We start from the raw sequence: 22,264 nt of genomic DNA, 5'->3' as shown, positions 1-22,264 counted from the left end.
ACCATGAGCACGACGCAATCTCCACGGCCGGTCGCCTGCCTGCTCGGGCCGACCGCATCGGGCAAGACCGCCGCCGCGCTGGCCTATGCGGCGCAGGCCGCCGCGCAGGGCCGCACGGTCGAAATCGTCAGCGTCGATTCGGCGCTCGTCTATCGCGAGATGGATATCGGCACCGCGAAGCCCAGCGCGGAAGAACGCGCGGCGGCGCCGCATCATCTGATCGATATCGTCGATCCGGCCGATGCCTACTCCGCCGCCAACTTCCGCGCCGACGCGCTGCGCGTGACCGGCGAGATCGTCGCGCGGGGCAACGTGCCGCTGCTCGTGGGCGGCACGATGCTCTACTACAAGGCGCTCACGCAAGGCCTGAACGATCTGCCGGGCGCCGATCCCGCCGTGCGCGCGCAACTCGACGCCGACGCCGCCCGCGACGGCTGGCCCGCGCTGCACGCGCGCCTCGCGCAAGTCGATCCGGCCACGGCCGCGCGCCTCGCGCCGAACGACTCGCAGCGCATCCAGCGCGCGCTCGAAATCTGGATGCTGTCGGGCCAGCCGATGTCGGCGCTGCTCGCCGCGCCATCGAGCCGCGACGACGAGGCCGCGCGCTACCGCTTCGTGCCCGTCGCGCTCGAACCGTCGGACCGTGCGGTGCTGCACAGGCGCATCGAGCAGCGCTTCGACGCGATGCTCGCGGCGGGTCTGATCGACGAGGTGAAGGCGCTGCGCGCGCGCGGCGATCTCGACGCGAATCTGCCGTCGATGCGCTGCGTCGGGTATCGGCAGGCGTGGGAATACCTCGACGGCGAGATCGACTACGACACCCTGCGCGACAAGGGCGTGTTCGCCACGCGCCAGCTCTGCAAGCGTCAGCTCACGTGGCTGCGCGCGATGCCGGAGCGCATCGTCGTCGATTGCTGTGCGGCCGATGCGACCGCGCAGGCCGTGGCGGCGATCGAGCGGATCAACGCCTAGGCCACCCGGCCACACCCTCCTTTCCGTTGTGCATCACAGCATCGCGCGCGGCACCTGCCGCGCGTGCCTGTGCACGCGCACACACGCCTGCGCACCCATCTCCCGCGCCGCAGCGCGCCACCAAAACCCGCCCGCCTCGTCTTGACTTTCGCTCGCCCGAATACGATCATTCGTTCATCGATCGGGCAAATGCTCTGGCAACTTCACTCCCACGCCCGGCGCTTCAGACATCGAAACCAGCCAGACGCGCACGCGAAATGCGCGCACATCGCCATCGACAGGCGAACACGGAGACACCTTATGGCCAGCGAACGCAGCGACGCGAACGTGATCCTGCACATCGGCGCCGGATCGTTTCACCGCGCGCATCAGGCGTGGTATCTGCACCGCGTGAATCTCGCGCGCCAGCCGGACGAGCCGCACTGGACGCTCAGCGTCGGCAACATCCGCGCCGATATGAACCCCGTCATGGACGCGCTCGCCGCGCAGCACGGCGTCTACACGCTGGAAACGGTCACGCCGCAGGGCGAGCGCGCCTATGAGCCAATCCGTTCGATCACGCGCGTGCTGCCGTGGTCGGCCGACCTCGCGAGCCTGATCGACGCGGGCGCGGACCCGGCCTGCAAGATCATCGCGTTCACCGTGACCGAAGGCGGCTATTACCTCGACGAGCACGACCGCCTCGACACCGCCAATCCCGACCTCGCCGCCGATCTGAACGGTGCGCGCACCACCATCTACGGCGCGCTGGCCGCGATCCTCGAAGCCCGCATGACGCGCGGCGGCGGCCCGGTCACGCTGCAAACCTGCGACAACCTGCGCAGCAACGGCAAGCGCTTTCACGCGGGCATGCGCGAATTCCTCGCGCTGCGCGGCGCGAGCGACCTGCGCGCGTGGTTCGACGCCAAGACGGCCTGCCCCGATTCGATGGTCGACCGCATCACGCCGCGTCCGACGCCCGACGTGCGCGAGCGCGTGAAGACCGCAACCGGCGTCGACGATGCCTGCCCGGTCATGGGCGAGGCCTTCATCCAGTGGGTGATCGAGGATCACTTCTGCGCGGGCCGCCCCGCGTGGGAGCGCGCGGGCGCGGAAATGGTGGAATCGGTGATGCCCTACGAGGAAGCGAAGATCCGCATCCTCAACGCGACGCATAGCTGCATCGCGTGGGCGGGCACGCTGGTGGGCCTCTCGTATATCCACGAAGGCACGAACGACGCCGATATCCGCGCGTTCGCGCACGCCTACGTGAGCGAGGACGTGATTCCCTGCCTCACGCCGAGCCCGCTCGACCTCGAAAAATACCGCGACGTGGTGCTTGAGCGCTTCAGCAATCCGTATATCCAGGACACCAACCAGCGCGTCGCCGCCGATGGCTTCTCGAAGATCCCCGGCTTTATCGCGCCGACGATCGCGCAGCGCATCGCCGCCGGCGCGACGCCCGCCGCCACCGCCGTGCTGCCCGCGCTGTTCCTGCGCTTCCTGCAACGCTGGAACAAGGGCGCGCTGCCGTATCAGTATCAGGACGGCGTGATGGACGGCGTGGCCGTGGCGAAGCTGTTCGAAGCCGCCGATCCGCTCGCCGCGTTCGCCGCCGACAAGCTGCTCTGGGGCGGTCTCGCGGGCGGCGCGCCGCTCGAAGGCGCGCTGCGCGAAGCGCTCGCGCGCGTCGATGCGTGGCTCGCCCGGCGCGGGTCCGCGGCTTGATCGCCCGGTTGGCGTCTTTCTCGACCGCCCTTCTTGCGCGCGCGGCCCGTGCCGCGCCGCGTCTCAGCACGCGCGTCCCCGGGTCGCCGCGCATGGCGCCGCCGTGCGCGCGCGGCTAAAGTAGCGCCTCCACCTCCGAACCTGCGCGCGCCATGTCCACGTATCTCGGCATCGACCTCGGCACCTCCGAAGTGAAAGTCCTGCTGCTCGCGCCCGATGGCCGCGCGATCGGCACCGCGGGCTCGCCGTTCACGGTTTCGCGTCCGCAGCCGCGCTGGGCCGAGCAGCATCCCGACGACTGGTGGGACGGCACGCGCCGCGCGCTCGCCGCGCTGCGCGCCCAGCATCCGCACGCGTTCGCGCAGGTGCGCGGCATCGGCCTCTCGGGGCAGATGCACGGCGCGGTGCTGCTCGACCGCCACGACGCCGTGCTGCGTCCCGCGATCCTCTGGAACGACATGCGCGCCGTCGATGAATGCGCCGAACTCACCGCGCGCGCGCCGCAACTGCATCGCGTGGCGGGCAATCTGGCGATGCCCGGCTTCACCGCGCCCAAGCTGCTGTGGGTCGCGCGCCACGAGCCCGAACTGTTCCGCCAGACCGCCTGCGTGCTGCTGCCGAAGGACTGGCTGCGCCTGAAGCTCACGGGCGGCAAGGTCTCCGATCCGTCCGACGCGGCCGGCACGCTCTGGCTCGACGTCGCGAAACGCGACTGGTCCGACGCCCTGCTCGACGCCTGCAACATGACGCGCGCGCAGATGCCCGCGCTCGCCGAAGGCAGCGCGCCGTCGGGCACGTTGCTGCCCGAGGTCGCGCGCGAGTTCGGTCTGCGCGAGGACGTGGTGGTCGCGGCCGGCGGCGGCGACAACGCGACGAGCGCGATCGGCATCGGCGCGGTGCAGCCCGGCGACGGCTTCGTCTCGCTCGGCACTTCGGGCGTGCTGTGCGTGATCGGCGACCGCTTCGCGCCCAATCCGGCTTCGGCCGTGCACGCGTTCTGCCACGCGATTCCGAACCGCTGGCATCAGATGAGCGTCGTGCTCTCGGCGGCGAGTTGCCTGCGCTGGGTCTGCAAGCTCACCGGCACCGACGAGCCCGCGCTGCTCGCCGAAGTCGAAAAACTCGACGCGCGCACGCTCGCTCAGGCGCCGCTCTTTCTGCCCTACCTCTCGGGCGAGCGCACGCCGCATAACGATCCGTACGCGCAGGGCGTGTTCTTCGGCATGACGCACGCGACCGACCGCGCGCTGCTCGGCTACGCCGTGCTCGAAGGCGTGACGCTCGCGCTCACCGACGGCCTCGACGCGCTCGCCGCGGCGGGCACCACGGTCGGCCCGCTGTCGATGCTCGGCGGCGGCGCACGCAGCGCCTGGTGGGCGCAACTGGTCGCTGACGCCTTCAATACGCCCACGCGCCAGCACGGCGGCGGCGAGACCGGCGCGGCGCTCGGCGCGGCGCGCCTCGGCTGGCTCGCGGCGGGCGGCTCGTTCGACGAGGTGCTGACGAAGGCGCCCGTGGCCGCCGAATACGCGCCCGACGCCTCGCGCCACGCGGCGCTGCGCGAGCGGCTCGATGCGTATCGCGCGCTGTATCGCCATGTGCGGCCACTGTTCGATCCGTCGCGCGAAAGGCTGGCGTAAGACCCGGCGGCGCATCCAGTACACTTCGCGCCGCGTTTGAACAATCGAACGCGCCCGACGAAACCCGCAGAACCCGCTCCGAAGACCACCGTGCCCAAGTCCACCGAAAAACTCGATCTCGCCACCCGCGCCGCGTGGCTCTACTACGTGGCCGGCAACACCCAGAACGAGATCGCCGAGAAGCTGCAGGTCTCGCGTCCGGTCGCGCAGCGGCTCGTCGCCTATGCGGTCGAGAAGAACCTGATCCGCGTGCGCGTCGATCATCGGCTGGCCGACTGCCTCGCGCTCGCCGACCGGCTCTCGAAGCGCTACGGCCTCTCGGTCTGCGAGATCGTGCCGATCGACGGCGACGCCCAGGACGCGATCGACCGCAAGCTCGCCGTGGCGGGCGCGCAGGTGATGGAGCGCTATCTCGCCGAGGAGCGGCCGATGGTCGTGGCCGTGAGCAGCGGGCGCACGCTCAAGGCCGCCGTCGATCAGATCGCGCAGCTCGATCGTCCGCAGCACCGGCTGGTGTCGATGGTCGGCGCAATCGCGCAGGACGGTTCGTCGAACCGCTACGACGTGGCGCTGCACATCTCCGAAAAGACCGGAGGCAAGCACTTCCTGCTGCCCGCGCCGCTGATCGCCGACAACGAGGCCGAGCGCGCGCAATGGTGCAATCACCGGCTCTATCGGATCGTCGAAGGGCTGTCGGGCGAGGCCGATGTGGCCTTCGTCGGCATCGGCAATATCGGCGAGCACTGCCCGCTTTACGAGGACGGCTTTCTCACGCTCGACGAAGTGCACGGGCTGATGGAACTGGGCGCGATTGCCGAAATGCTCGGCTTGCCGATCGACGCGAACGGCAAGCGCGTGGAGTCGCCGACGGGACGCCGCGTGACGAGCCTCTATCTGGATTCGCCGCCGAAGCGCCCGACCATCGGCTTCGCGGGCGGCGAGCGCAAGCGCGACGCCGTGATCGCCGCGCTCAAGGGCGGCTGGCTCTCGGGCCTCGTCACCGACGAAAACTGCGCGCGGGCGGCGCTCGGCGAGGCGGTTTGAGCGTTTGTTTTTCCGCTTATTTCTCTGGGAATGTTTCGGCGAGCGCGTTGCGGATCGCCGCGGCGTTCGGATAGCGCGCGTGCTGCGTGCGGCCATCGCGGAAACCGCACTGGCATTGCCCGATAAACGGCGCGCTCGCGTCGCTCTGCAAGCCCACGAACACCGCGCCCCGCGCGGCTGAGCCGGTCAGCTTGTAGACATAACCGTCGTAGGAGTCGCCGCCGTAGTCGTCGTGCTGCTGCGGTGTGCGCACGAGCACGACGAGACTGCGGCTGTGCGCCGTGTGATCCGCGTGCGCGAAGAACACCGACGCGATCTGCGGAATGCCGCCGTCTTCCTCGTAGCGGTCGAACAACTGGTCGTGCCAGGCGTGATCGGCGTCCTGATAGATCAGATGCGCGTCGAGCGTATAGGGCCGGTTGCTATCGGTCTGGCCGGGGCGCTTCGAGGTGTTGTCCGTGAAGTAGACCCACGCGCCAGGCATGACCGGGCTCGCGTCGATGATCGGCGGCTGCAACTCGTGCTGGGCGTCGCCCCGCGAATCGACCTGCTGCACCACCGTCGCGGGCACGTCAGCGGCATGGGCGCTCGTGGTGGTCAAGGCGGTCAATGCGGTCAATGCGAGCGAAGCGGCAAGCGCACTCGCGATCGGCACAGTCGACACGATCTTACGAATCATGATGGCACGCGGTCGGGGTTCGGACGCAGGATGATAGCGCCCGATTTCGGTTCTCCGCCTGCACGCGTGCAAGAAAATGCGCAAGCATGCGCAAAAAAAAAGCCCGCTCGAAAGCGGGCGTCCCTCGTTGGGGCAAGGCAACCTCAGACAACGACGACTACAAAAAACCTTCCAGACAGCCTCAAGCCGCCAGTTCCTGCGCGAAGCGGCGCTCGAACGCCTGACCGTTCGCGTCGAACAGATGACAATGATCGGCGGGCGCGCCCACCTTCAGCGCTTCGCCGCGCTCGTGCCGTTCCAGCGGCGGAATGCGCGCGATCAGACCATCGGGCGCGGCCGCGCATTCGGCGTAGAGATAGGCCGCGTCGCCGAGCGATTCCACCGTCATCGCCTTCGCGCTCACGCCGCCCTCGCTCACGCCCACGTGCAGATGCTCGGGCCGGATGCCCACGGTCACCTTGTCGCCTTCGCGCGCGCCGCGCGGCTCCACCGCCACCTTCTGCGTTTCGCCGCTGTCATAGCGCACGACGATGCCGTCGCTCGCGACCTGCGCAATCGTGCCTTCGAGGAAGTTCATCTTCGGCGAGCCGATGAAGCCCGCCACGAAGCGATTCGCCGGCGCGTGATAGAGCCGGTTCGGCGAGCCGACCTGTTCGACGTTGCCCGCCGACAGCACGACGATCTTGTCGGCGAGCGTCATCGCTTCGACCTGATCGTGCGTCACGTAGATCATCGTCGTCTTCAGTTCGTCGTGCAGGCGCGCGAATTCCAGACGCATCTTCACGCGCAGCGCGGCGTCGAGATTCGAGAGCGGCTCGTCGAACAGGAACACCTTGGGCTTGCGCGTGATCGCGCGCCCGATCGCCACGCGCTGACGCTGGCCGCCCGAAAGCTGTTTGGGCTTGCGATCGAGCAGATGGTCGATGTGCAGGATCTTCGCGGCGTTCTTCACGGCCGCGTCGATCTCGGGCTTCTTCGCGCCCGCGAGCTTGAGGCCGAAGGCCATGTTGTCGTACAGCGTCATGTGCGGATAGAGCGCGTACGACTGGAACACCATCGCGATGCCGCGCTTGGCGGGCGGCACGTCGTTCATGCGCGTGCCGTCGATCGTCAGGTCGCCGCCGCTGATGTCTTCGAGACCCGCGATCATCCGCATCAGCGTGGTTTTTCCGCAGCCGCTCGGGCCGACGAACACGACGAACTCGCCGTCACCGATATCGAGGTTCACGTCGCGCAGCACTTCGGTTTCGTCGTAACGCTTGAGCACGTTTCTCAGGATCACGCTTGCCATGATGTGTCTCCATTCGTTGCGGCAGCCGGCGCATTGCCTGGCCCGCCGCGATTCCACTCTTGATTCGCCTGGCCGGAACACGCGCGCTCACTGCGCGCGCGCTTCCGTCCTCTGGATCCAGTCCGCCACGAGCGCGGGCAGCGCGCGCATGTCGTCGAAAATCTCGCGCGCGCCCATCTCGCGCAATTCGAGCGCGTGCGCCTCGCCGCCCACGTGCGCGCCGCCGACGAAGCCGAGCACGATCATGCCCGCCGCGCGCGCCGCGCTCACGCCGGCCACGCTGTCCTCGACCACGAGGCACGCCGCGGGCGCGACGTTCATGCCGCGCGCCGCCGCGAGATACACGTCGGGCGCGGGCTTGGGTTTCTCGACCGTATCGGCGCAATAGAGCCGCTCGCCGAAGAAGCGCGTGAGGCCGTTGCGCGCGAGCACGTGGCGCACCACTGCCGTGTAGCTGTTGCTCGCGCAGCCCTTGGGCAGTTCGATGGCGTCGAGCGCCGCAGCCACGCCGGGAAAGAGCGGCGCGTCGGCGGCCTCGGTTTCGGCCACGGCGCGGATCGCATCGACATCGGCGCTGGTCAGCGTGCGCGCGAGCGCTTCGCTCGCGCCCGCCAGCACGCGCTCGATGCGCTGGCCGAGCAGCGGCATCAGCACCGGCGCGACATCGGCGCCGGGCCAGCGCGCTTCGAGTTCGCGCACCAGCACGCGTGCGGCCACGGCTTCGCTGTCGATCAGCACGCCGTCGCAGTCGCAGATGAGCGCCTGGATCGTCATCGTGTTTTGCAGGTTCGTCATGACGTTTGCGTTTATTTGACCGCGCCGAACGTGAGGCCGCGCACCAGTTGCTTCTGCGAGAGCCAGCCGACGATCAGCACCGGCGCGACCGCCAGCAGCGAGGCCGCCGAGAGCTTCGCCCAGAACAAACCCTCGGGGCTCGAATACGAGGCGATGAACACGGTGAGCGGCGCCGCGTTCGAGCTCGACAGGTTGATGCTCCAGAATGCTTCGTTCCACGAAAGAATGATCAGCAGGAGCGCCGTGGATGCGAGGCCGGGCACCGACATTGGCATCAGCAGATAGACGATCTCCTGCCACGTGGCCGCGCCGTCCATGCGTCCGGCTTCGAGAATGTCACGCGGAATCTCGTTGAAGTAGGTGTACGACATCCACACCGCGATCGGCAGATTGATCAGCGTATAGACGATCACGAGTCCGCTCACGGAGTCGAGCAGGCCGGTGTTCTTCCAGAGCAGATAGATCGGCACGAGCACGCCGACCGACGGCATCATCTTGGTCGAGAGCATCCACAGCAGGATCTTCTGCGTGCGGTGATTCGGGAAGAACGCCATCGCATACGCGGCGGGCACGGCGAGAATCAGGCAGACGATCGTCACGCCCGCCGAGATCAGCACCGAATTCCACGCGAACGCGAAGTAGTTGCTGCGCGCGAACACCTCGCGGAAGCTGTCGAGCGTCGGCATGAAGAACAGCGACGGAATGTAGGCCTGCTGCTCGGTCTTGAACGCCGTGATCGTCATCCAGAAGATCGGGAAGAACAGCGCGAGCGCGATAACCCACGCAAGCAGTCCCGGCACCACGCGGCCGAGGAACTGCATCGGCGAGGCGCGGTTGACCGCGTGCGGCGAATTGGGCGCGCTGGCGGGCGTGGCGGTGACTTGGCTCATTTTTCGTACTCCCCTTTGAGGTTGCGCGCGAGCATGCGCACGAGGAAGAACGACACGATGTTCGCCAGCACGACGGCCAGAATGCCGCCCGCCGAAGCGATGCCCACGTCGAACTGCTGCAGGCCCATCGAGTAGATCAGGTAAGTGAGGTTGGTGGTCGCGTTGCCGGGACCGCCGCCCGTGGTCGTGTAGATCTCGGCGAAGATCGAGAGCAGGAAGATGGTCTCCATCATCACCACCACGGCGATTGCGCGGCGCAGGTGCGGCAGCGTGATGTAGAAGAACATCGAGATCGCGCCCGCGCCGTCGATCTTCGCGGCTTCCTTCTGCTCCTGGTCGAGCGACTGGATCGCCGTGAAGAGAATCAGGAACGCGAACGGCAGCCACTGCCACGCCACGATCATGATCACGGCGAACAGCGGATAGACGGCGAACCAGTCGACCGGCGTGAGGCCCACCGCGCGCATCGCCACGGCCACGAGGCCGTAGACCGGATGCAGGATCATGTTCTTCCAGATCAGCGCGCTCACCGTGGGCATCACGAAGAACGGCGCGATGGCGAACAGGCGCGCGATGCCCTGGCCGATGAACTTGCGGTCGAACAGCACCGCCATCAGCACGCCGCCGATCACGGTGATCGCGAGCACCGAGACGATCAGCACGATCGTATGGACGATCGACGGTATGAACGACGGATCGGTGGCGAGGAACTTGTAGTTGTCGAGGCCGGCGAAACCCTTCAGGTCGGGGTTCAGCAGGTTGTAGCGCGTGAACGAATACCAGATCGTCATCGCGAGCGGAATCGTCATCCAGAGCAGCAGGACGGCGACCGAGGGCGAGACCAGCCAGCGCGACGCCGAACGTCGCTGTTCCACCTGTTGCACGTTCGGTTTGGGCGCGCGCGTTCGATTGAATAGAGGCATGTGGAGATGGAGATGACGCATGAGGACCACCCTTCTCTGTAGCGCGCCGCGCGGGGGCGCGGCACCACATCTGCATCGCGAGGCGCGCCGCCTTGGGCGCGCCTCGCGGCGTTACTGCGCTGCGTTACGGCGCTGCGTTAAAGCACTGCGTTAAAGCACTGCGTTAAAGCACTGCGTTAGTCACGGCCTTACTTCTGATACCCGGCCTGCGCCACGGCGCGGTCGGCGGCGGCATTGCCCGCAGTCAGCGCCTGATCGACGCTCATCTGGCCGGCCACGGCGCCGGAGATGTTCTGGCCGACCACCGTGCCGAACGACTGGAATTCAGGAATCCCGACGAACTGCACACCCGTGTACGGCACCGGCTTGGCGGTCGGATGATTCGGATCGGCGGTCTGGATCGCCTTCAGCACGAAGTCCGAGAACGGCGCGGCCTGCTTGTACTCGGGACGCTGATAGGTCGAGATGCGCGTGCCCGACGGCACCGAGGCCCAGCCCTCGTCCTTCGCGACGAGTTCGACGTATTGCTTCGAGGTCGCCCATTCGATGAACTTGCGCGCCGGCTCCTGCGACTTCGACGACTTCGGCACCGCGAGCGCCCACGACCACAGCCAGTGCGCGCCGTTCGGCGTGACGGCCGTCGGCGCGGCCGCGAAGCCGATCTTGTCGGCCACCTGCGACTGCGACTTGTTGTACAGAATGCCCGCGGCCACCGTGGCGTCGATCCACATCGCGCACTTGCCCGACGACATCAGCGTGAGGTTTTCGTTGAAGCCGTTCGAGCTGGCTCCCGGGGGGCCGTCCTTCTTCAGCATGTCGACGTAGAAGCCCACCGCCTTCTTCCACTCGGGCGTGGTGAGCTGCGCATGCCACTTCTCGTCGAACCAGCGGCCGCCGAAGGTGTTCACCACCGTCGTCACATAGGCCATGTTCTCGCCCCAGCCGGCCTTGCCGCGCAGGCAGATGCCGTAGGTGCCCGAGGCCTTGTCGGTGAGCTTGTCGGCGAATTCGCGGATCTGGTCGTAAGTCGGCTGGTCGGGCATCTTCAGGCCCTTCGCGGCGAACAGATCCTTGCGGTAATAGGTCATCGAGCTTTCGACGTAGAACGGCAGCGCATAGAGCGTGCCGTTATACGAGAGACCGTCGCGCGCGGTCTTCACCACGTCGTCGAGATCGTAGTCGGCGGGCAGGTTCGTCATCGGCGCGAGCCAGCCGCGCTTGCCCCACTGCGGCGCTTCATAGGTGCCGATCATCATCACGTCGAACTGGCCGCTGTTGGTCGTGATGTCGGTCGTGGCGCGCTGGCGCAGCACGTTTTCTTCGAGGATCACCCAGTTCAGCTTGATGCCCGGATTGGCTTTTTCGAAGGCCGGCGAGAGCTTCTTCAGCTCGAGCATGTCCGGGTTGTTCAACATCGCGATCGTCACGGTCTGCGCGTGGGCCGCGCCCGCCGCGGCGATCATCGCGCCCGCGCTCATGGCTCGCAGCACGGTCTTCAAAACGGGTTTCATGACGTTGTCTCCTTGTTTGTTACGTTATGCGTTCGTAGTGCGTTGCGTGTTGCCTTGCCTGCTGCGTACGTGACGTCGTGCTGCCTTGCTGCCTGCCTGCCGCGCGCGCGGCTCAGCTCATCCAGTTGCCGCCGTCGACGTTGAGCGTCTGCGCGGTGATGTAATCGGCGTCGGCGGAAGCCAGAAAGAGCGCCGCGCCCGTGAGATCGGCGGGCAGGCCCATGCGGCCGAGCGGCACCGCCTCGCCCACGAGCCGCTTCTTCTCGCCGAGCGGACGATGCTCGTAGCGCGCGAACAGCGCGTCCACCTGCTCCCACATCGGCGTGTCGACCACGCCCGGCGCGATGCCGTTCACGTTGATCTTGTGCGGCGCGAGCGCGAGCGCCGCCGACTGCGTGTAGCTGAGCACCGCCGCCTTGGTTGCGCAGTAGTGCGAAACAAGTGCCTCGCCGCGACGTCCGGCCTGCGACGACATATTGATGATCTTGCCGCCCTGCCCCTGTTCGACCATGCGGCGCGCGACGGCCTGCATCAGAAAGAACATGCCCTTCACGTTCACCGCGAAAAGCCGGTCGTAGACGTCCCAGGATTCGTCGAGCAGCGGGCGCATGTCGAACAGCGCCGCGTTATTGAAGAGTATGTCGATGCGGCCGAAACGCTCGACCGCCGTGAGCACGATGCGCTCGATGTCCTCGCGGCGCGTGACGTCGGCGCTGACGGTGAGCACGCGTTCGGGATACGCGGCGGCCAGTCCGGCCGCGATGGCGTCGGCGGGTTTCACGTCGACCAGCACGCAGCGCGCGCCTTCGTCGAGATAGCGCTGCGCGACCGCCTCGCCGATGCCGCTCGCCGCACCGGTCAGCACCGCCACCTTGTCCTGCAAACGTCCAGCCGCCGGGTTCGCGGAATGTGCCACAGGGTTGTCTCCGATGTTGTCCGTGCCCCCGGCGCGCGCTGATGAACACTCGCCCGACACATGAACATTTGCTCTATTAGTGGTCGAATGATCGGATACGGACGCGGACATGTCAAGGCGGACAAACGCTCGACGCACGGATTTCGATGGTGCGGCGCGCAAGCCAGCATGCTCCGAGCACGTCCCGAGCACGCCGCGCGCCCGGACGCCCGGCATCGGCTGGCTGGCTGACTCGCCTTCCCGCGTGATACGTTATATCATCTCGCCTTCACCGAATTTCACCATTCGGCCCTATTCAGACCGGTCTGGACCGTTCGATCGGCCTCGCCTCTCGTTCAAGGATAGAACCATGCTCGCCATTTCCCGTGCGAAGCTGCGCACGCGCAGCCGCCTCGCGCAGGCCGCCGCCACGCTGACGTTCACCACCCTCGCCGCCGTCGCGGGCCTGCTGGGCCCGGCGCGCGCGGCGCACGCCGACACCGCCATTCCCGTGGTCGCGGCGGAGAACTTCTACGGCGACGTCGTCAAGCAGATCGGCGGCGCGAACGTGAGCGTGACGAGCATCCTGAGCAATCCCGATCAGGACCCGCATCTGTTCGAAGCGAGCCCGAAGACGGCGCGCGCGCTCCAGCACGCGCGCGTGGTGGTCTACAACGGCGCCGATTACGACCCGTGGATGGGCAAGCTGCTCGGCGCCACCCAGGGCGGCCAGCGCACGACCATCGTCGCGGCGGACCTCGTCGGCAAGAAGGCGGGCGATAATCCCCACCTCTGGTACGACCCGCAGACGATGCCCGCCGTGGCGCGCGCGGTGAGCGCCGCGCTCGCAGCGGCGGACCCGGCGCACAAGAGCGTGTACGATGCGAACCTGGCCACGTTCCTCGGCTCGCTCAAGCCGCTCGACGCGAAGGTCGCCGCGCTGCGCGCGCAGTACAAGGGCGTGCCCGTGACGGCGACCGAGCCGGTGTTCGGCTATATGTCGGATGCGATCGGTCTGGACATGCGCAATCTGCGCTTCCAGATGGCCGCGATGAACGACACCGAGGCGAGCGCGTCGGATATCGCCGCCTTCGAGCGCGATCTGCGCGAGCGCCGCGTGCACGTGCTGATCTACAACAGCCAGGCGACCGAGGCGCTCACGCGGCGCATGCTCGGCCTCGCGCAGCAATCGAAGGTGCCGACGGTGAGCGTGACCGAAACGCAGCCCGCGGGCGTGAATTTCCAGCAGTGGATGCTGGCGCAGCTCGACGCGCTCGCCAAGGCGCTCGCGCAGCACTAAACACGAAGTATTCAGGGAAAAGAAGCAATGACAGAGGCCGCGCCCTCTCCGCATCACGCACAGGACGTGCATCATCACCGCGCGCCGCAGCCGGTGCTGACGCTCGCGGGCGTGACGCTCACGCTCGGCGAGCGCACGATCCTGCGCGACGCCAACTTCGCCGTGAACCAGGGCGAATTCATCGGCGTGCTCGGACCGAACGGCGCGGGCAAGACCACGCTGATGCGCGCGATCCTCGGCCTCGTGCCCGCCGCGCGCGGCGCGATCCGCGTGCTCGGCGAACCGGTCGCGCGCGGCAATCCAAAGATCGGCTACATGCCGCAGACGCGCACGGCGCTCGCGAGCCGCCGCGTGCGCGGCCGCGACTTCGTGGCGATGGCCGCCGACGGCCACCGCTGGGGCCTGCCGCGCGCCGACGCCGCCACGCGCGCCGACGTCTCCCGCGTGCTCGACCTCGTGGGTGCGACCAAGCTCGCCGACCGGCCGCTCTCCGAACTCTCGGGCGGCGAGCGCCAGCGCCTGCTGCTCGCGCAATGTCTGCTCGGCGACCCGAAGCTGCTGCTGCTCGACGAGCCGCTCATCAGCCTCGATCCGCACCATCAGCGCGGCGTGGTCGAACTCGTGCGGCGCGTGCAGCGCGAACTCGGCATCGCCGTGCTGTTCTCGGCGCACGAACTCAATCCGCTCCTCAATGCACTCGACCGCGTGCTGTATCTCGGCAACGGCGTGGCGGCGCTCGGCAGCGTGGACGAAGTGATCACCGCGCCCGTGCTTTCGCGCCTCTACGGCTCGCCGATCGAGGTGATGCGCATGAAGGGCCGCATTTTCGTGATGTCCGGCGACGTGGAAGTCGAAAAGCACGATCACGAACACGAGCACGATCATGGCCACGACCACGGTCATTCGCACGCCCATAACAACAACGACGCACACGGCCACTCGCACGATGCTTGAATACGATTTCATGGTGAACGCCTTCGCGGCGTCGGGCATCGTCGCGGTGCTCGCGGGCATCGTCGGCTATTTTCTGGTGATGCGCGGACAGACCTTCGCGGGCCACGCGCTCTCGCACGTCGGCTTCACGGGCGCGACCGGCGCCGTGCTGCTGGGCGTCTCGCCGATGTGGGGCATGGTCGGCTTCACGCTCGCGGCAGGCGTCTCGATGGGCGCGCTCGGCGAAAAGCTCGCGGGCCGCGACGTGGCGATCGGCGTGATCCTCTCGCTCGCGCTCGGTTTCGGCCTGTTGTTCCTGCACTTCTTCACGTCCTACGCCACGCAGGTCACGGCGCTGCTGTTCGGCAACGTGCTCGGCGTGAACCGCGACACGCTCGGCGTGCTCGCCGCGCTCGCGGTGGCGAGCCTTGCAGCGCTCGCGGCGATCATGCGTCCGCTGCTGTTCGCCTCGCTGCAGCCGGAACTGGCCGAAGCGAAAGGCGTGTCGCTGCGCCTCGTGTCGGTGCTGTTTCTCGGCATCGCCGCGCTCGCGGTGGCCGCGTGCACGCAGATCGTCGGCGTGCTGCTGGTGTTCACGCTGATGGTCGGCCCGGCCGCCGCCGCGCAGAACCTCACGACGCGGCTCTCGGCGGGCCTCGTGCTGGCCGCGCTGCTCGCGCTCGCGCAGGCGTGGATCGGCGTCGCGCTCGCCTACTACACCGACTGGCCGACGAGCTTCTGGATCACCGCGCTCGCTGCGTTCGTCTACGGCGCGAGCCTGATCGGCAAGCGGCAGTCGTAAGCCGCTGTCGTCGGCGCTTCACGGCGCGTCGCCAACGAAAAAGGCGTTGTTCCCGCACGGGACAACGCCTTTTTTATCGCCTTCTTGCGCCCGCACGACGCGGTTAAACGCCCTCGCCGTCGCCCATGATGAAACGCAGCCGCCGCGACTCCTCGGCATCGGCGATCAGCGCCTCGAAACGCTGATCCGCGAGCCGCGTGAGCGCCGCGCTGGCGTCGGGCGTGGCGACATCGAGATCGCGCAGGATCTGCTGATCGCCGCCCGCCTCGCTGTTCAGATGCAGATAGCGCTCGCGCAGCTCGCGCGCGCAGGTCGCCCGCGCCATCCGCTCCTGCGCCTCCATGCTCAGATCGAGCGCGGGCTGCGCCCACGCGAAGCCGCGCAGCGGCAAGCGGCTCGGCACGCTCTTGTGGCGCACGCCCGTGGTGCCGACGCTCAGCATGCGCACCGGCGCGCCGCGACGCTGGGCCTGGACGAGCGCGTGCGCGTCGGGACAATTGGCGGCGAGGCCGCCGTCCACGTGCCAGTCGTCGTCGAGCATCACGGCGGGGAAATGCGCGGGCGCCGCCGAGGTCGCGCGCGCGGCGGCCAGCAGCGAGCAGGTATCGGCCTCGTCGCCCGCGAGACCACGGCTGCGCAGCAGACGGATCTCGCCGAGCGACCAGCTCACGGTCGTGAGCATCAGCGGCTTGTCGAGTTCGGAAAGCGGCGTGTGCGCGTGGCCGTCGAGACACGCGACGATCGCGCGTTCGAGCGGCTCGGCCGCGTACACCTTCTTGCTGAAGAGTTTCTGGAGCGTGCGCAGCGAGAGCTTCGGAAAGATCGACGGCCCCCACTGCGCGAGCATCGCGTGCAGCTCGCGCGCGCTCACGCCCGCCGCGAGGCCCGCCGCGAGAATGCCGCCCACCGAGGTACCCGCGATCAGGTCGAAACGCGCGCCGATCGGCCCGTCGCCGAACTTGCCGCTTTCCTCGATACGCGCGAGCAGGCGCGCCGTGTAGAGGCCGCGAAAGCCGCCGCCCGAGAGGCTCAGCACGCGGCAGCAGGCGGGCGCGGGCGTGAGGCGCCCGCCTGGCACGCGGAACTGGTCGTCCAGCGGGTCCAAGGGCTTATTCCTCGAGCAGCGACACCACGCTCAGCTGCAGCTTGCGCAGCTCGCGGTGGTACGCCTCTTCGGGCTCGACGAGCGTGCAGCCGTTCGCGACGGCCGTGGCGATCACCATGCGCGTATCCTGGCCGACCGCATGACGCTTGCCGCCCTTCTCGATTTCGAGCGGCTGATGGCCGCGCCACTGCTCCCACTCGGCGGCTTCGGCTTCGTCGAACGGCAGCAGCACCGAACCGTCGTCGACGAGCGCCGCCAGCCGCGCTTCGAGCGCCTTCCTGAAGGCGGCGCGGCGCGGCTCGCTGGTCTTGTGCTGCGCGATCACCTGGCGCGCGGCGGCCACGCTGATCACGCTGAGGTTGATGTCGCGCGCCTTCACGCCGCTTTCCATCCATTTGCGCGACGCGGTGTCTTCGATGCACATGTCGATGAGCGTATTCGTGCCCAGCAGGAATCTCGGCATGGACGGCCTTTGTCTTGTAATGCCCCGAATGTCGATCGGTTGTTGTTATGTGGCGCGGCCTGGTGCGATGCGCTGCGCTGCGATGAGAAACCGCGGCCGCTCAGCGCGGCACGCGGTAGTGATCCTCGGCGTCGATCGACGCGTCGCGCGGCAGCTTGCCCGTGGCCGGCACCGAAGGCAATCCGGCGAACACCTCGGCGACGGTGCGGTCGCTGACCGTGTTGGACATCAGCGCGACTGCCTGATCGAGACCGAGGATGATGAACGGCTCCTGGCCCTGGTTGACGATCTCCACCGAGCCCGACTTCACGCGCTTGAGCACGCTCGAATAATTGGTCTTGAACGCGGAGATGGGCGTGCCGGCCGCGTTGACGTCGGTGGCCCCGACGCGCGCGGCGATCGCCTTCACCGCCGCCTGGAAATCGACCATGCGTCGCTCGACGGTTTCCTTGCCGGCTTCCGGTTCGACTCGCAGTGCTCGCATGATGGTGACTCCCGATAACGATCAATAAGATCAACCTGACCAGATTCTAGTACCAACCTGACCAGATTTTCAAATTTCACGATGGGGTCGAATCCTCAGATGCCCACGCGTGAAAAAGGGCCGCGACGCGCTGCGTGACGGCCCTTCTGCCCTACGGCGAGTACGGCGACCAGGCGATGCCGCGCGGCTTACTTCAGCAGCACACGCGCGTGATGCGCGAGATGGTCCTCGATAAAGCTCTGGATGAAGAAGTAGCCGTGATCGTAGCCTTCGTGACGGCGCAGCGTGAGCGGCTGGCCCGCCGCCGCGCAGGCGGCTTCGAACACGTCCGGGTTCAACTGGTTCGCCAGAAACTGATCGGCGAGCCCCTGATCGACGAGAATGCCCGCCTCGAACTTGTGCGCGGCCTTCGCCACGAGTTCGCTCGCGTCGTACTGCTTCCACGCTTCGCGGTCGTCGCCGAGATAGCCGCTGAAGGCCTTCTCGCCCCACGGGCAGCGCGTGGGCGCGGCGATCGGCGCGAACGCCGACACCGAGCGATAGATCTCGGGATTGCGCAGCGCGAGCGTCAGCGCGCCGTGGCCGCCCATCGAGTGGCCGAAGATGCCGAGGCGCTCGCCGTCGATCGGCAGATGTTCCGTGACCGCCGCGCGCAACTCGTCGCGCACATACGAACCCATGCGCCAGTGTTTAGACCACGGCTCGCGCGTGGCGTCGAGATAGAAACCCGCGCCCACGCCGAAATCCCACGCATCGGCTTCGCCGGGCACGTTCGCGCCGCGCGGGCTCGTGTCGGGCGAAATCAGCGCGATGCCGTGCTGCGCGGCAAAGCGCTGCGCGCCCGCCTTGATCGGGAAGGTTTCCTCGGTGCAGGTCAGGCCCGCGAGATAGAACAGCGCGGGCACCTTCGCGTTGCGCGCCTGCGGCGGCAGATAGACGGAAAAGCGCATCGGCAGGCCGATGGTTTTCGAGTCGTGCTTGTAGATGCGTTGCACGCCGCCGTAGCAGGCGTGTTCTTCAATCAGGATCAGCATCCCGTTTTCCTCCGCTCTCAGTTCAGCCAATTCACTCAGCTAATTCACTCAGCCAATTCATTCAGCTCATTCAAGCAACGGGCGCGAACCAGCTTCGCACCCGGCCATATAAATCGATGAAGCGCGCGTAGCGCTGTGCGAGCGCGGCGTCCTCGCGCGGCTGCGCCACGCGCGTCGATGCGGGCGCGAGCGCCGCGAGTTCGTCCATGCGCCAGTGCCCGCAGGCCACGCCGCCGAGCAGCGCGGCGCCGCGCGTCGCCGCGTTCGGACAGTCGATGGCGTGCAGTTCGGCGCCGAGCGCATCGGCGAGCAGCTGCCGCCAGCGCGGATCGACCGACCCGCCGCCCGCGAGTTTGAGCGACGTGATCGGCGCGGGCGTCATCGCATCGTGCGGCGCCTGCGCTTCGCGCAAGGCGTCGAGCCCCGCACGCAACGCGAACGCCACGCCTTCGAACGCGGCGCGCATGAGCGTGCCGCGCGTGTCGCCGAGACCCGCGCCGAGCCAGCCGCCGCGCGCCGACGGATCGAGCCACGGCGAGCGCTCGCCGCTCAGATATGGCAGGAACGCGAGCGCGGACGACGCGGGCGCGGCAAACGCCTCGTCGTACGCGAGGCGCCAATCGTAGACCAGCCAGCCGCGCGCCGCTTCGAGCGCCACACCCACGTTCTGCATCGCGGCCATCGCATACCAGCCGCCCGTGGCCGACCGATAGCGATGAATGCCGCGCCGCGCGGGCGGCTCGCTGCGCGCGGTGACGAGAATCTGGCCGCCCGTGCCGGTGGTGACGAGCGCGTCGCCATCCTCGTGCAGGCCGCTGCCGAGCGCCGCGCACGGCGTGTCGCCCGCGCCGGTCGCGAGCACAATGCCTGCGGGCAGGCCGAGCACGCGCGCCGCGTCGGCGCTGAGCGTACCGCTCGCCGCGCCCGACGCCGCGAGCGGCGCGAACCAGCGCTGCGGCAAGCCCAGACGCTCGATCAGCGCGATGTCCCACTGGCCGTCGGGCGCGGCGAGCGCGGTCGCGCAGGCATCGGACGGATCGGCGACGAAGGCTTGCGGCGCGCCGCCCGCGAGCGCCGCGCGCAGCCAGTCCTTCGGCTGAAGCGCCCAGCGCGCGGCATCCGCGACGGCGCGCTCATGGCGCATCGTCCAGCGCAGCAGCGGACCCGCCATGCCGGGCGCGACGGGGTTCGGCTGCGGATGCGCTTCACTGTCCGGCCAAGCATCGAGCAGATCGTGCGCGCGCGTGTCGGGCCACAGCATCGCGGGACGCAGCGCCTGACCGCGCGCATCGGTGAGCACGACGCCGTGCATCTGCCCGGAAAACCCGATCGCCCGCACCGCCGCGCGCTCCGCTTCGGGCAGCTTCGCGCAGGCCTGCACGAGCGCGTCCCACCAGCGCGTCACGTCGATTTCGGCCCAGCCGGGCTGCGGCGTATCGAGCGCATACGCGACGCTCGCGACGCAACGCTCCGCGCCTTCGTCATCGACGATCGCGACTTTGAGGGAACCCGTGCCGAGGTCGATGCCGAGAAAACGCGCGGACGAAGCGTGCATGCGTAGCGTCTGGAAAGAAGAGGAAGGATGGGCGGCGAGACACGAAAACGACAAAAACACGGCCCGTGGAACTGGCCATGATACCGGCGCGATGGGCGCGCGGCGAGCCGCCGCGACATCCTGCGAAGTCATGCAAAACGCACGCGCTCGCGGGTTAACCCACCCGTGCGCGACGCGATGCAAAACGGCTCACATGTGAACAGCGAAATATAGATCATAACGACGCCGCCATGCGCCTGCGCACCCGACTGGCGTCTGCCGCGTCGCGACATCGCCGCTTATTGGGGGCGTGACCGCTCGCGGCACCGCGTGCGCCACACGCCTCACACACGCCGCCAAACGCCGCAAACCTCCTGAAATATGGGACGAACGGCATCTGCGCGCCTTCGCGACGACCGTTCGCGACGCGCCGCAGCATCGCCGAGCGAGCGCTCGCGTTCATGCGCCGCGCACGATCGCGCCCTCGTGGCGCGCGCCGCGCGGCCCGCGCGCATATCGTCACCGGAAAGCGCGGAATAGTCCCCAGTGGTCTTGTTGCATATTTTCGGCGCGCATACCTTGGAGGCCATATTCCTAAACGAAGACGGAGAGAGACGACATGCATCCCCAGGGTATGGAACGGGAGCAGGCCCAGTCCCGACAGCGTGGCGGCAACCAGGTTCATCCGTGCGACGAACGTCTGCCGTTCGGCCAGTTGCTCACGCTCGGCATCCAGCACGTGCTCGTGATGTACGCGGGCGCGGTGGCCGTGCCGCTCATCATCGGCGGCGCCATCGGTCTGCCGAAAGACCAGGTCGCGTTTCTGATCAGCGCCGACCTGTTCGCCTGCGGCATCGCCACGCTGATCCAGACGCTCGGCCTCTGGATCTTCGGCATCCGCCTGCCCGTCATCATGGGCTGCACGTTCGCCTCGGTCGGACCGATGATCGCCATCGGCACGAATCCGTCGCTCGGCATTCTCGATATCTTCGGCTCGACCATCGCGGCGGGCGCCATCGGCATCGTCATCTCACCGATGATCGGCAAGCTGCTGCGCTTCTTCCCGCCCGTCGTGGTGGGCACCGTGATCGCGGTGATCGGCCTCTCGCTGATGGAAGTGGGCATCAACTGGGCCGCCGGCGGCGTGGGCAATCCGCACTACGGCGACCCGGTCTATCTCGGCCTCTCGCTGCTCGTGCTGATGCTGATCCTGCTCATCAACAAGTTCGGCCGCGGCTTCATCGCCAATATCTCGGTGCTGCTCGGCATCGTGGCGGGCTTCTCGATCGCACTGGCGCTCGGCCGCGTGAACCTCGACGGCATCACGCACGCGCCGTGGGTCGGTTTCGTGATGCCGTTCCACTTCGGCATGCCGAAATTCCACGTGCTGCCGATCGCGACGATGGTCATCGTGATGTTCGTCACCTTCATCGAATCGACCGGCATGTTCCTCGCGGTCGGCGACATGGTCGAGCGTCCCGTCGATCAGGCGACGCTCGTGCGCGGCCTGCGCGTGGACGGCCTGGGCACGATGATCGGCGGCATCTTCAACTCGTTTCCGCACACGTCGTTCTCGCAGAACGTCGGGCTGATTGGCGTGACGGGCGTGAAAAGCCGCTTCGTGTGCGCGATGGGCGGCGTGATCCTCGTGCTGCTCGGCCTGTTTCCGAAGATGGCGCAGATGGTCGCCTCGGTGCCCGCCTTCGTGCTGGGCGGCGCGGGCATCGTGATGTTCGGCATGGTCGCCGCGAACGGCATCAAGGTGCTGTCGAAGGTGGACTTCGTGAAGAACCAGCACAACCTGTTCATCGTCGCGGTGAGCGTGGGTTTCGGGCTCGTGCCGGTGGTCTCGCCGCACTTCTTCGCACAGCTTCCGCCCGCGCTTTCGCCGATCCTGCATAGCGGCATCCTGCTCGCCTCGGTGTGCGCGGTGGTGCTCAACCTGATCTTCAACGGCGTGAAAAGCGAACGCGCCGCCGAGCGCGACATCCGCCGCGCCGGTCACGATTTCGACGGCAGCCACGCGCACGACGCGCCTGGCGGCCCGGAAGCCGGACACGAAATGCCGCGCACGGCGGCACACTGAGTCGACGCGAGAGGTGCTCCGGCCGCTTGTGCGCAAGCATAGGCCGGGGTCTTTTGCTGGTTTGGCGCCACGGGAGACCGTGGCGTTTTTTTGTTTGGAGCGGGCGCTGGAGCGGGCTTCTTCGTCGCGGCCCGGCACCTTGTCTTGCATGTCTGCGAAGGCGGTGTTTTTTAAAT

General features: G+C 67.7%; 20 protein-coding genes. 8 read left to right on the top strand and 12 right to left on the bottom strand.

The genetic code is table 11. The features are described 5' to 3' along the window. Positions 1–3: 3 nt before the first annotated feature. The 4 genes from miaA (at position 4) to U4Y88_RS25645 (ending at position 5,363) form a co-directional block, all read left to right on the top strand. Entirely contained in the window at positions 4–972 is a 969-nt protein-coding gene (gene miaA / locus U4Y88_RS25660) for a tRNA (adenosine(37)-N6)-dimethylallyltransferase MiaA (RefSeq protein WP_321787251.1), read from the top strand. Between the two features lie 300 nt (positions 973–1,272). After that, positions 1,273–2,679, top strand: a complete 1,407-nt coding sequence (gene dalD / locus U4Y88_RS25655; RefSeq protein ID WP_321787249.1) for a D-arabinitol 4-dehydrogenase — start codon at positions 1,273–1,275, stop codon at positions 2,677–2,679. Between the two features lie 152 nt (positions 2,680–2,831). Next, positions 2,832–4,319 carry a xylulokinase gene (gene xylB, locus U4Y88_RS25650; RefSeq protein ID WP_321787247.1) on the top strand — a complete coding sequence of 496 codons (1,488 nt, stop codon included), beginning with the start codon at positions 2,832–2,834 and terminating at the stop codon, positions 4,317–4,319. A 90-nt stretch (positions 4,320–4,409) separates the two neighbouring features. Beyond that, complete coding sequence (locus U4Y88_RS25645; protein ID WP_224016367.1) at positions 4,410–5,363, top strand: sugar-binding transcriptional regulator; 954 nt, start codon at positions 4,410–4,412, stop codon at positions 5,361–5,363. A gap of 16 nt (positions 5,364–5,379) precedes the next feature. Here the strand turns inward: U4Y88_RS25645 and U4Y88_RS25640 are convergent, their stop codons facing one another. From U4Y88_RS25640 to U4Y88_RS25610, 7 genes are all read right to left on the bottom strand, one after another. After that, the gene (locus U4Y88_RS25640; RefSeq protein ID WP_321787246.1) at positions 5,380–6,042 is read right to left on the bottom strand and encodes a hypothetical protein; all 663 of its coding nucleotides are present in this window, start codon (positions 6,040–6,042) and stop codon (positions 5,380–5,382) included. Positions 6,043–6,223: 181 nt separating this feature from the next. Further along, positions 6,224–7,333: a sn-glycerol-3-phosphate ABC transporter ATP-binding protein UgpC gene (locus tag U4Y88_RS25635; protein WP_321787244.1), complete on the bottom strand. Its 1,110-nt coding sequence runs from the start codon at positions 7,331–7,333 to the stop codon at positions 6,224–6,226. A gap of 87 nt (positions 7,334–7,420) precedes the next feature. Next, complete coding sequence (locus tag U4Y88_RS25630) at positions 7,421–8,128, bottom strand: HAD family hydrolase (RefSeq protein ID WP_224016377.1); 708 nt, start codon at positions 8,126–8,128, stop codon at positions 7,421–7,423. Between the two features lie 11 nt (positions 8,129–8,139). Next, complete coding sequence (locus U4Y88_RS25625; protein ID WP_224016379.1) at positions 8,140–9,018, bottom strand: carbohydrate ABC transporter permease; 879 nt, start codon at positions 9,016–9,018, stop codon at positions 8,140–8,142. Continuing rightward, positions 9,015–9,962: a sugar ABC transporter permease gene (locus U4Y88_RS25620; RefSeq protein WP_321787241.1), complete on the bottom strand. Its 948-nt coding sequence runs from the start codon at positions 9,960–9,962 to the stop codon at positions 9,015–9,017. Before U4Y88_RS25620 ends, U4Y88_RS25625 begins: the two co-directional genes overlap by 4 nt. Positions 9,963–10,129: 167 nt before the next feature. Next, entirely contained in the window at positions 10,130–11,452 is a 1,323-nt protein-coding gene (locus U4Y88_RS25615; protein ID WP_310629804.1) for a sugar ABC transporter substrate-binding protein, read from the bottom strand. Between the two features lie 112 nt (positions 11,453–11,564). Then, on the bottom strand, positions 11,565–12,368 hold the full coding sequence (locus tag U4Y88_RS25610) for an L-iditol 2-dehydrogenase (protein ID WP_321787239.1): 804 nt from the start codon (positions 12,366–12,368) through the stop codon (positions 11,565–11,567). A gap of 349 nt (positions 12,369–12,717) precedes the next feature. Here U4Y88_RS25610 and U4Y88_RS25605 point away from each other — a divergent pair, with 349 nt between their 5' ends. From U4Y88_RS25605 to U4Y88_RS25595, 3 genes are read left to right on the top strand one after another with little or no spacing between them, the layout of a single operon-like run. Next, positions 12,718–13,647 carry a metal ABC transporter solute-binding protein, Zn/Mn family gene (locus U4Y88_RS25605; protein WP_310629806.1) on the top strand — a complete coding sequence of 310 codons (930 nt, stop codon included), beginning with the start codon at positions 12,718–12,720 and terminating at the stop codon, positions 13,645–13,647. Positions 13,648–13,674: 27 nt separating this feature from the next. Then, a complete protein-coding gene (locus tag U4Y88_RS25600; RefSeq protein WP_321787238.1) occupies positions 13,675–14,601 on the top strand; it encodes an ABC transporter ATP-binding protein in 927 nt (308 codons plus the stop codon). After that, positions 14,594–15,382 (top strand): metal ABC transporter permease, encoded by a 789-nt coding sequence (locus tag U4Y88_RS25595; protein ID WP_205997702.1) that lies wholly within the window; start codon positions 14,594–14,596, stop codon positions 15,380–15,382. The genes U4Y88_RS25600 and U4Y88_RS25595 overlap by 8 nt, the downstream gene beginning before the upstream one ends. A 103-nt stretch (positions 15,383–15,485) precedes the next feature. On the opposite strand, the gene U4Y88_RS25590 is transcribed toward U4Y88_RS25595, so the two are convergent. The 5 genes from U4Y88_RS25590 to U4Y88_RS25570 all read right to left on the bottom strand — a co-directional run bounded on the left by U4Y88_RS25590 (position 15,486) and on the right by U4Y88_RS25570 (position 20,023). Beyond that, positions 15,486–16,487, bottom strand: coding sequence for a CBASS cGAMP-activated phospholipase (locus U4Y88_RS25590; RefSeq protein WP_321787236.1), 1,002 nt, complete (start codon positions 16,485–16,487; stop codon positions 15,486–15,488). A gap of 4 nt (positions 16,488–16,491) precedes the next feature. After that, complete coding sequence (locus U4Y88_RS25585) at positions 16,492–16,950, bottom strand: hypothetical protein (protein WP_224016392.1); 459 nt, start codon at positions 16,948–16,950, stop codon at positions 16,492–16,494. A 100-nt stretch (positions 16,951–17,050) separates the two neighbouring features. Next, complete coding sequence (locus U4Y88_RS25580; protein ID WP_224016394.1) at positions 17,051–17,434, bottom strand: hypothetical protein; 384 nt, start codon at positions 17,432–17,434, stop codon at positions 17,051–17,053. Positions 17,435–17,622: 188 nt separating this feature from the next. Further along, complete coding sequence (gene fghA, locus U4Y88_RS25575) at positions 17,623–18,468, bottom strand: S-formylglutathione hydrolase (protein ID WP_321787234.1); 846 nt, start codon at positions 18,466–18,468, stop codon at positions 17,623–17,625. Positions 18,469–18,538: 70 nt separating this feature from the next. Beyond that, a complete protein-coding gene (locus U4Y88_RS25570; protein WP_321787232.1) occupies positions 18,539–20,023 on the bottom strand; it encodes a xylulokinase in 1,485 nt (494 codons plus the stop codon). A 598-nt stretch (positions 20,024–20,621) separates the two neighbouring features. Between U4Y88_RS25570 and U4Y88_RS25565 the strand changes: the two genes are divergently transcribed. Beyond that, complete coding sequence (locus tag U4Y88_RS25565) at positions 20,622–22,088, top strand: nucleobase:cation symporter-2 family protein (protein ID WP_224016400.1); 1,467 nt, start codon at positions 20,622–20,624, stop codon at positions 22,086–22,088. The last annotated feature ends 176 nt before the right edge of the window (positions 22,089–22,264 follow it).

Origin of the sequence: Paraburkholderia sp. J94, from assembly GCF_905220285.1 — a bacterium.
Classification (GTDB): Bacteria; Pseudomonadota; Gammaproteobacteria; order Burkholderiales; family Burkholderiaceae; genus Paraburkholderia; species Paraburkholderia tropica_A.
The sequence above is the reverse complement of the archived record's forward strand: the minus strand, read 5'-3'. Positions and strand labels throughout refer to the sequence as shown.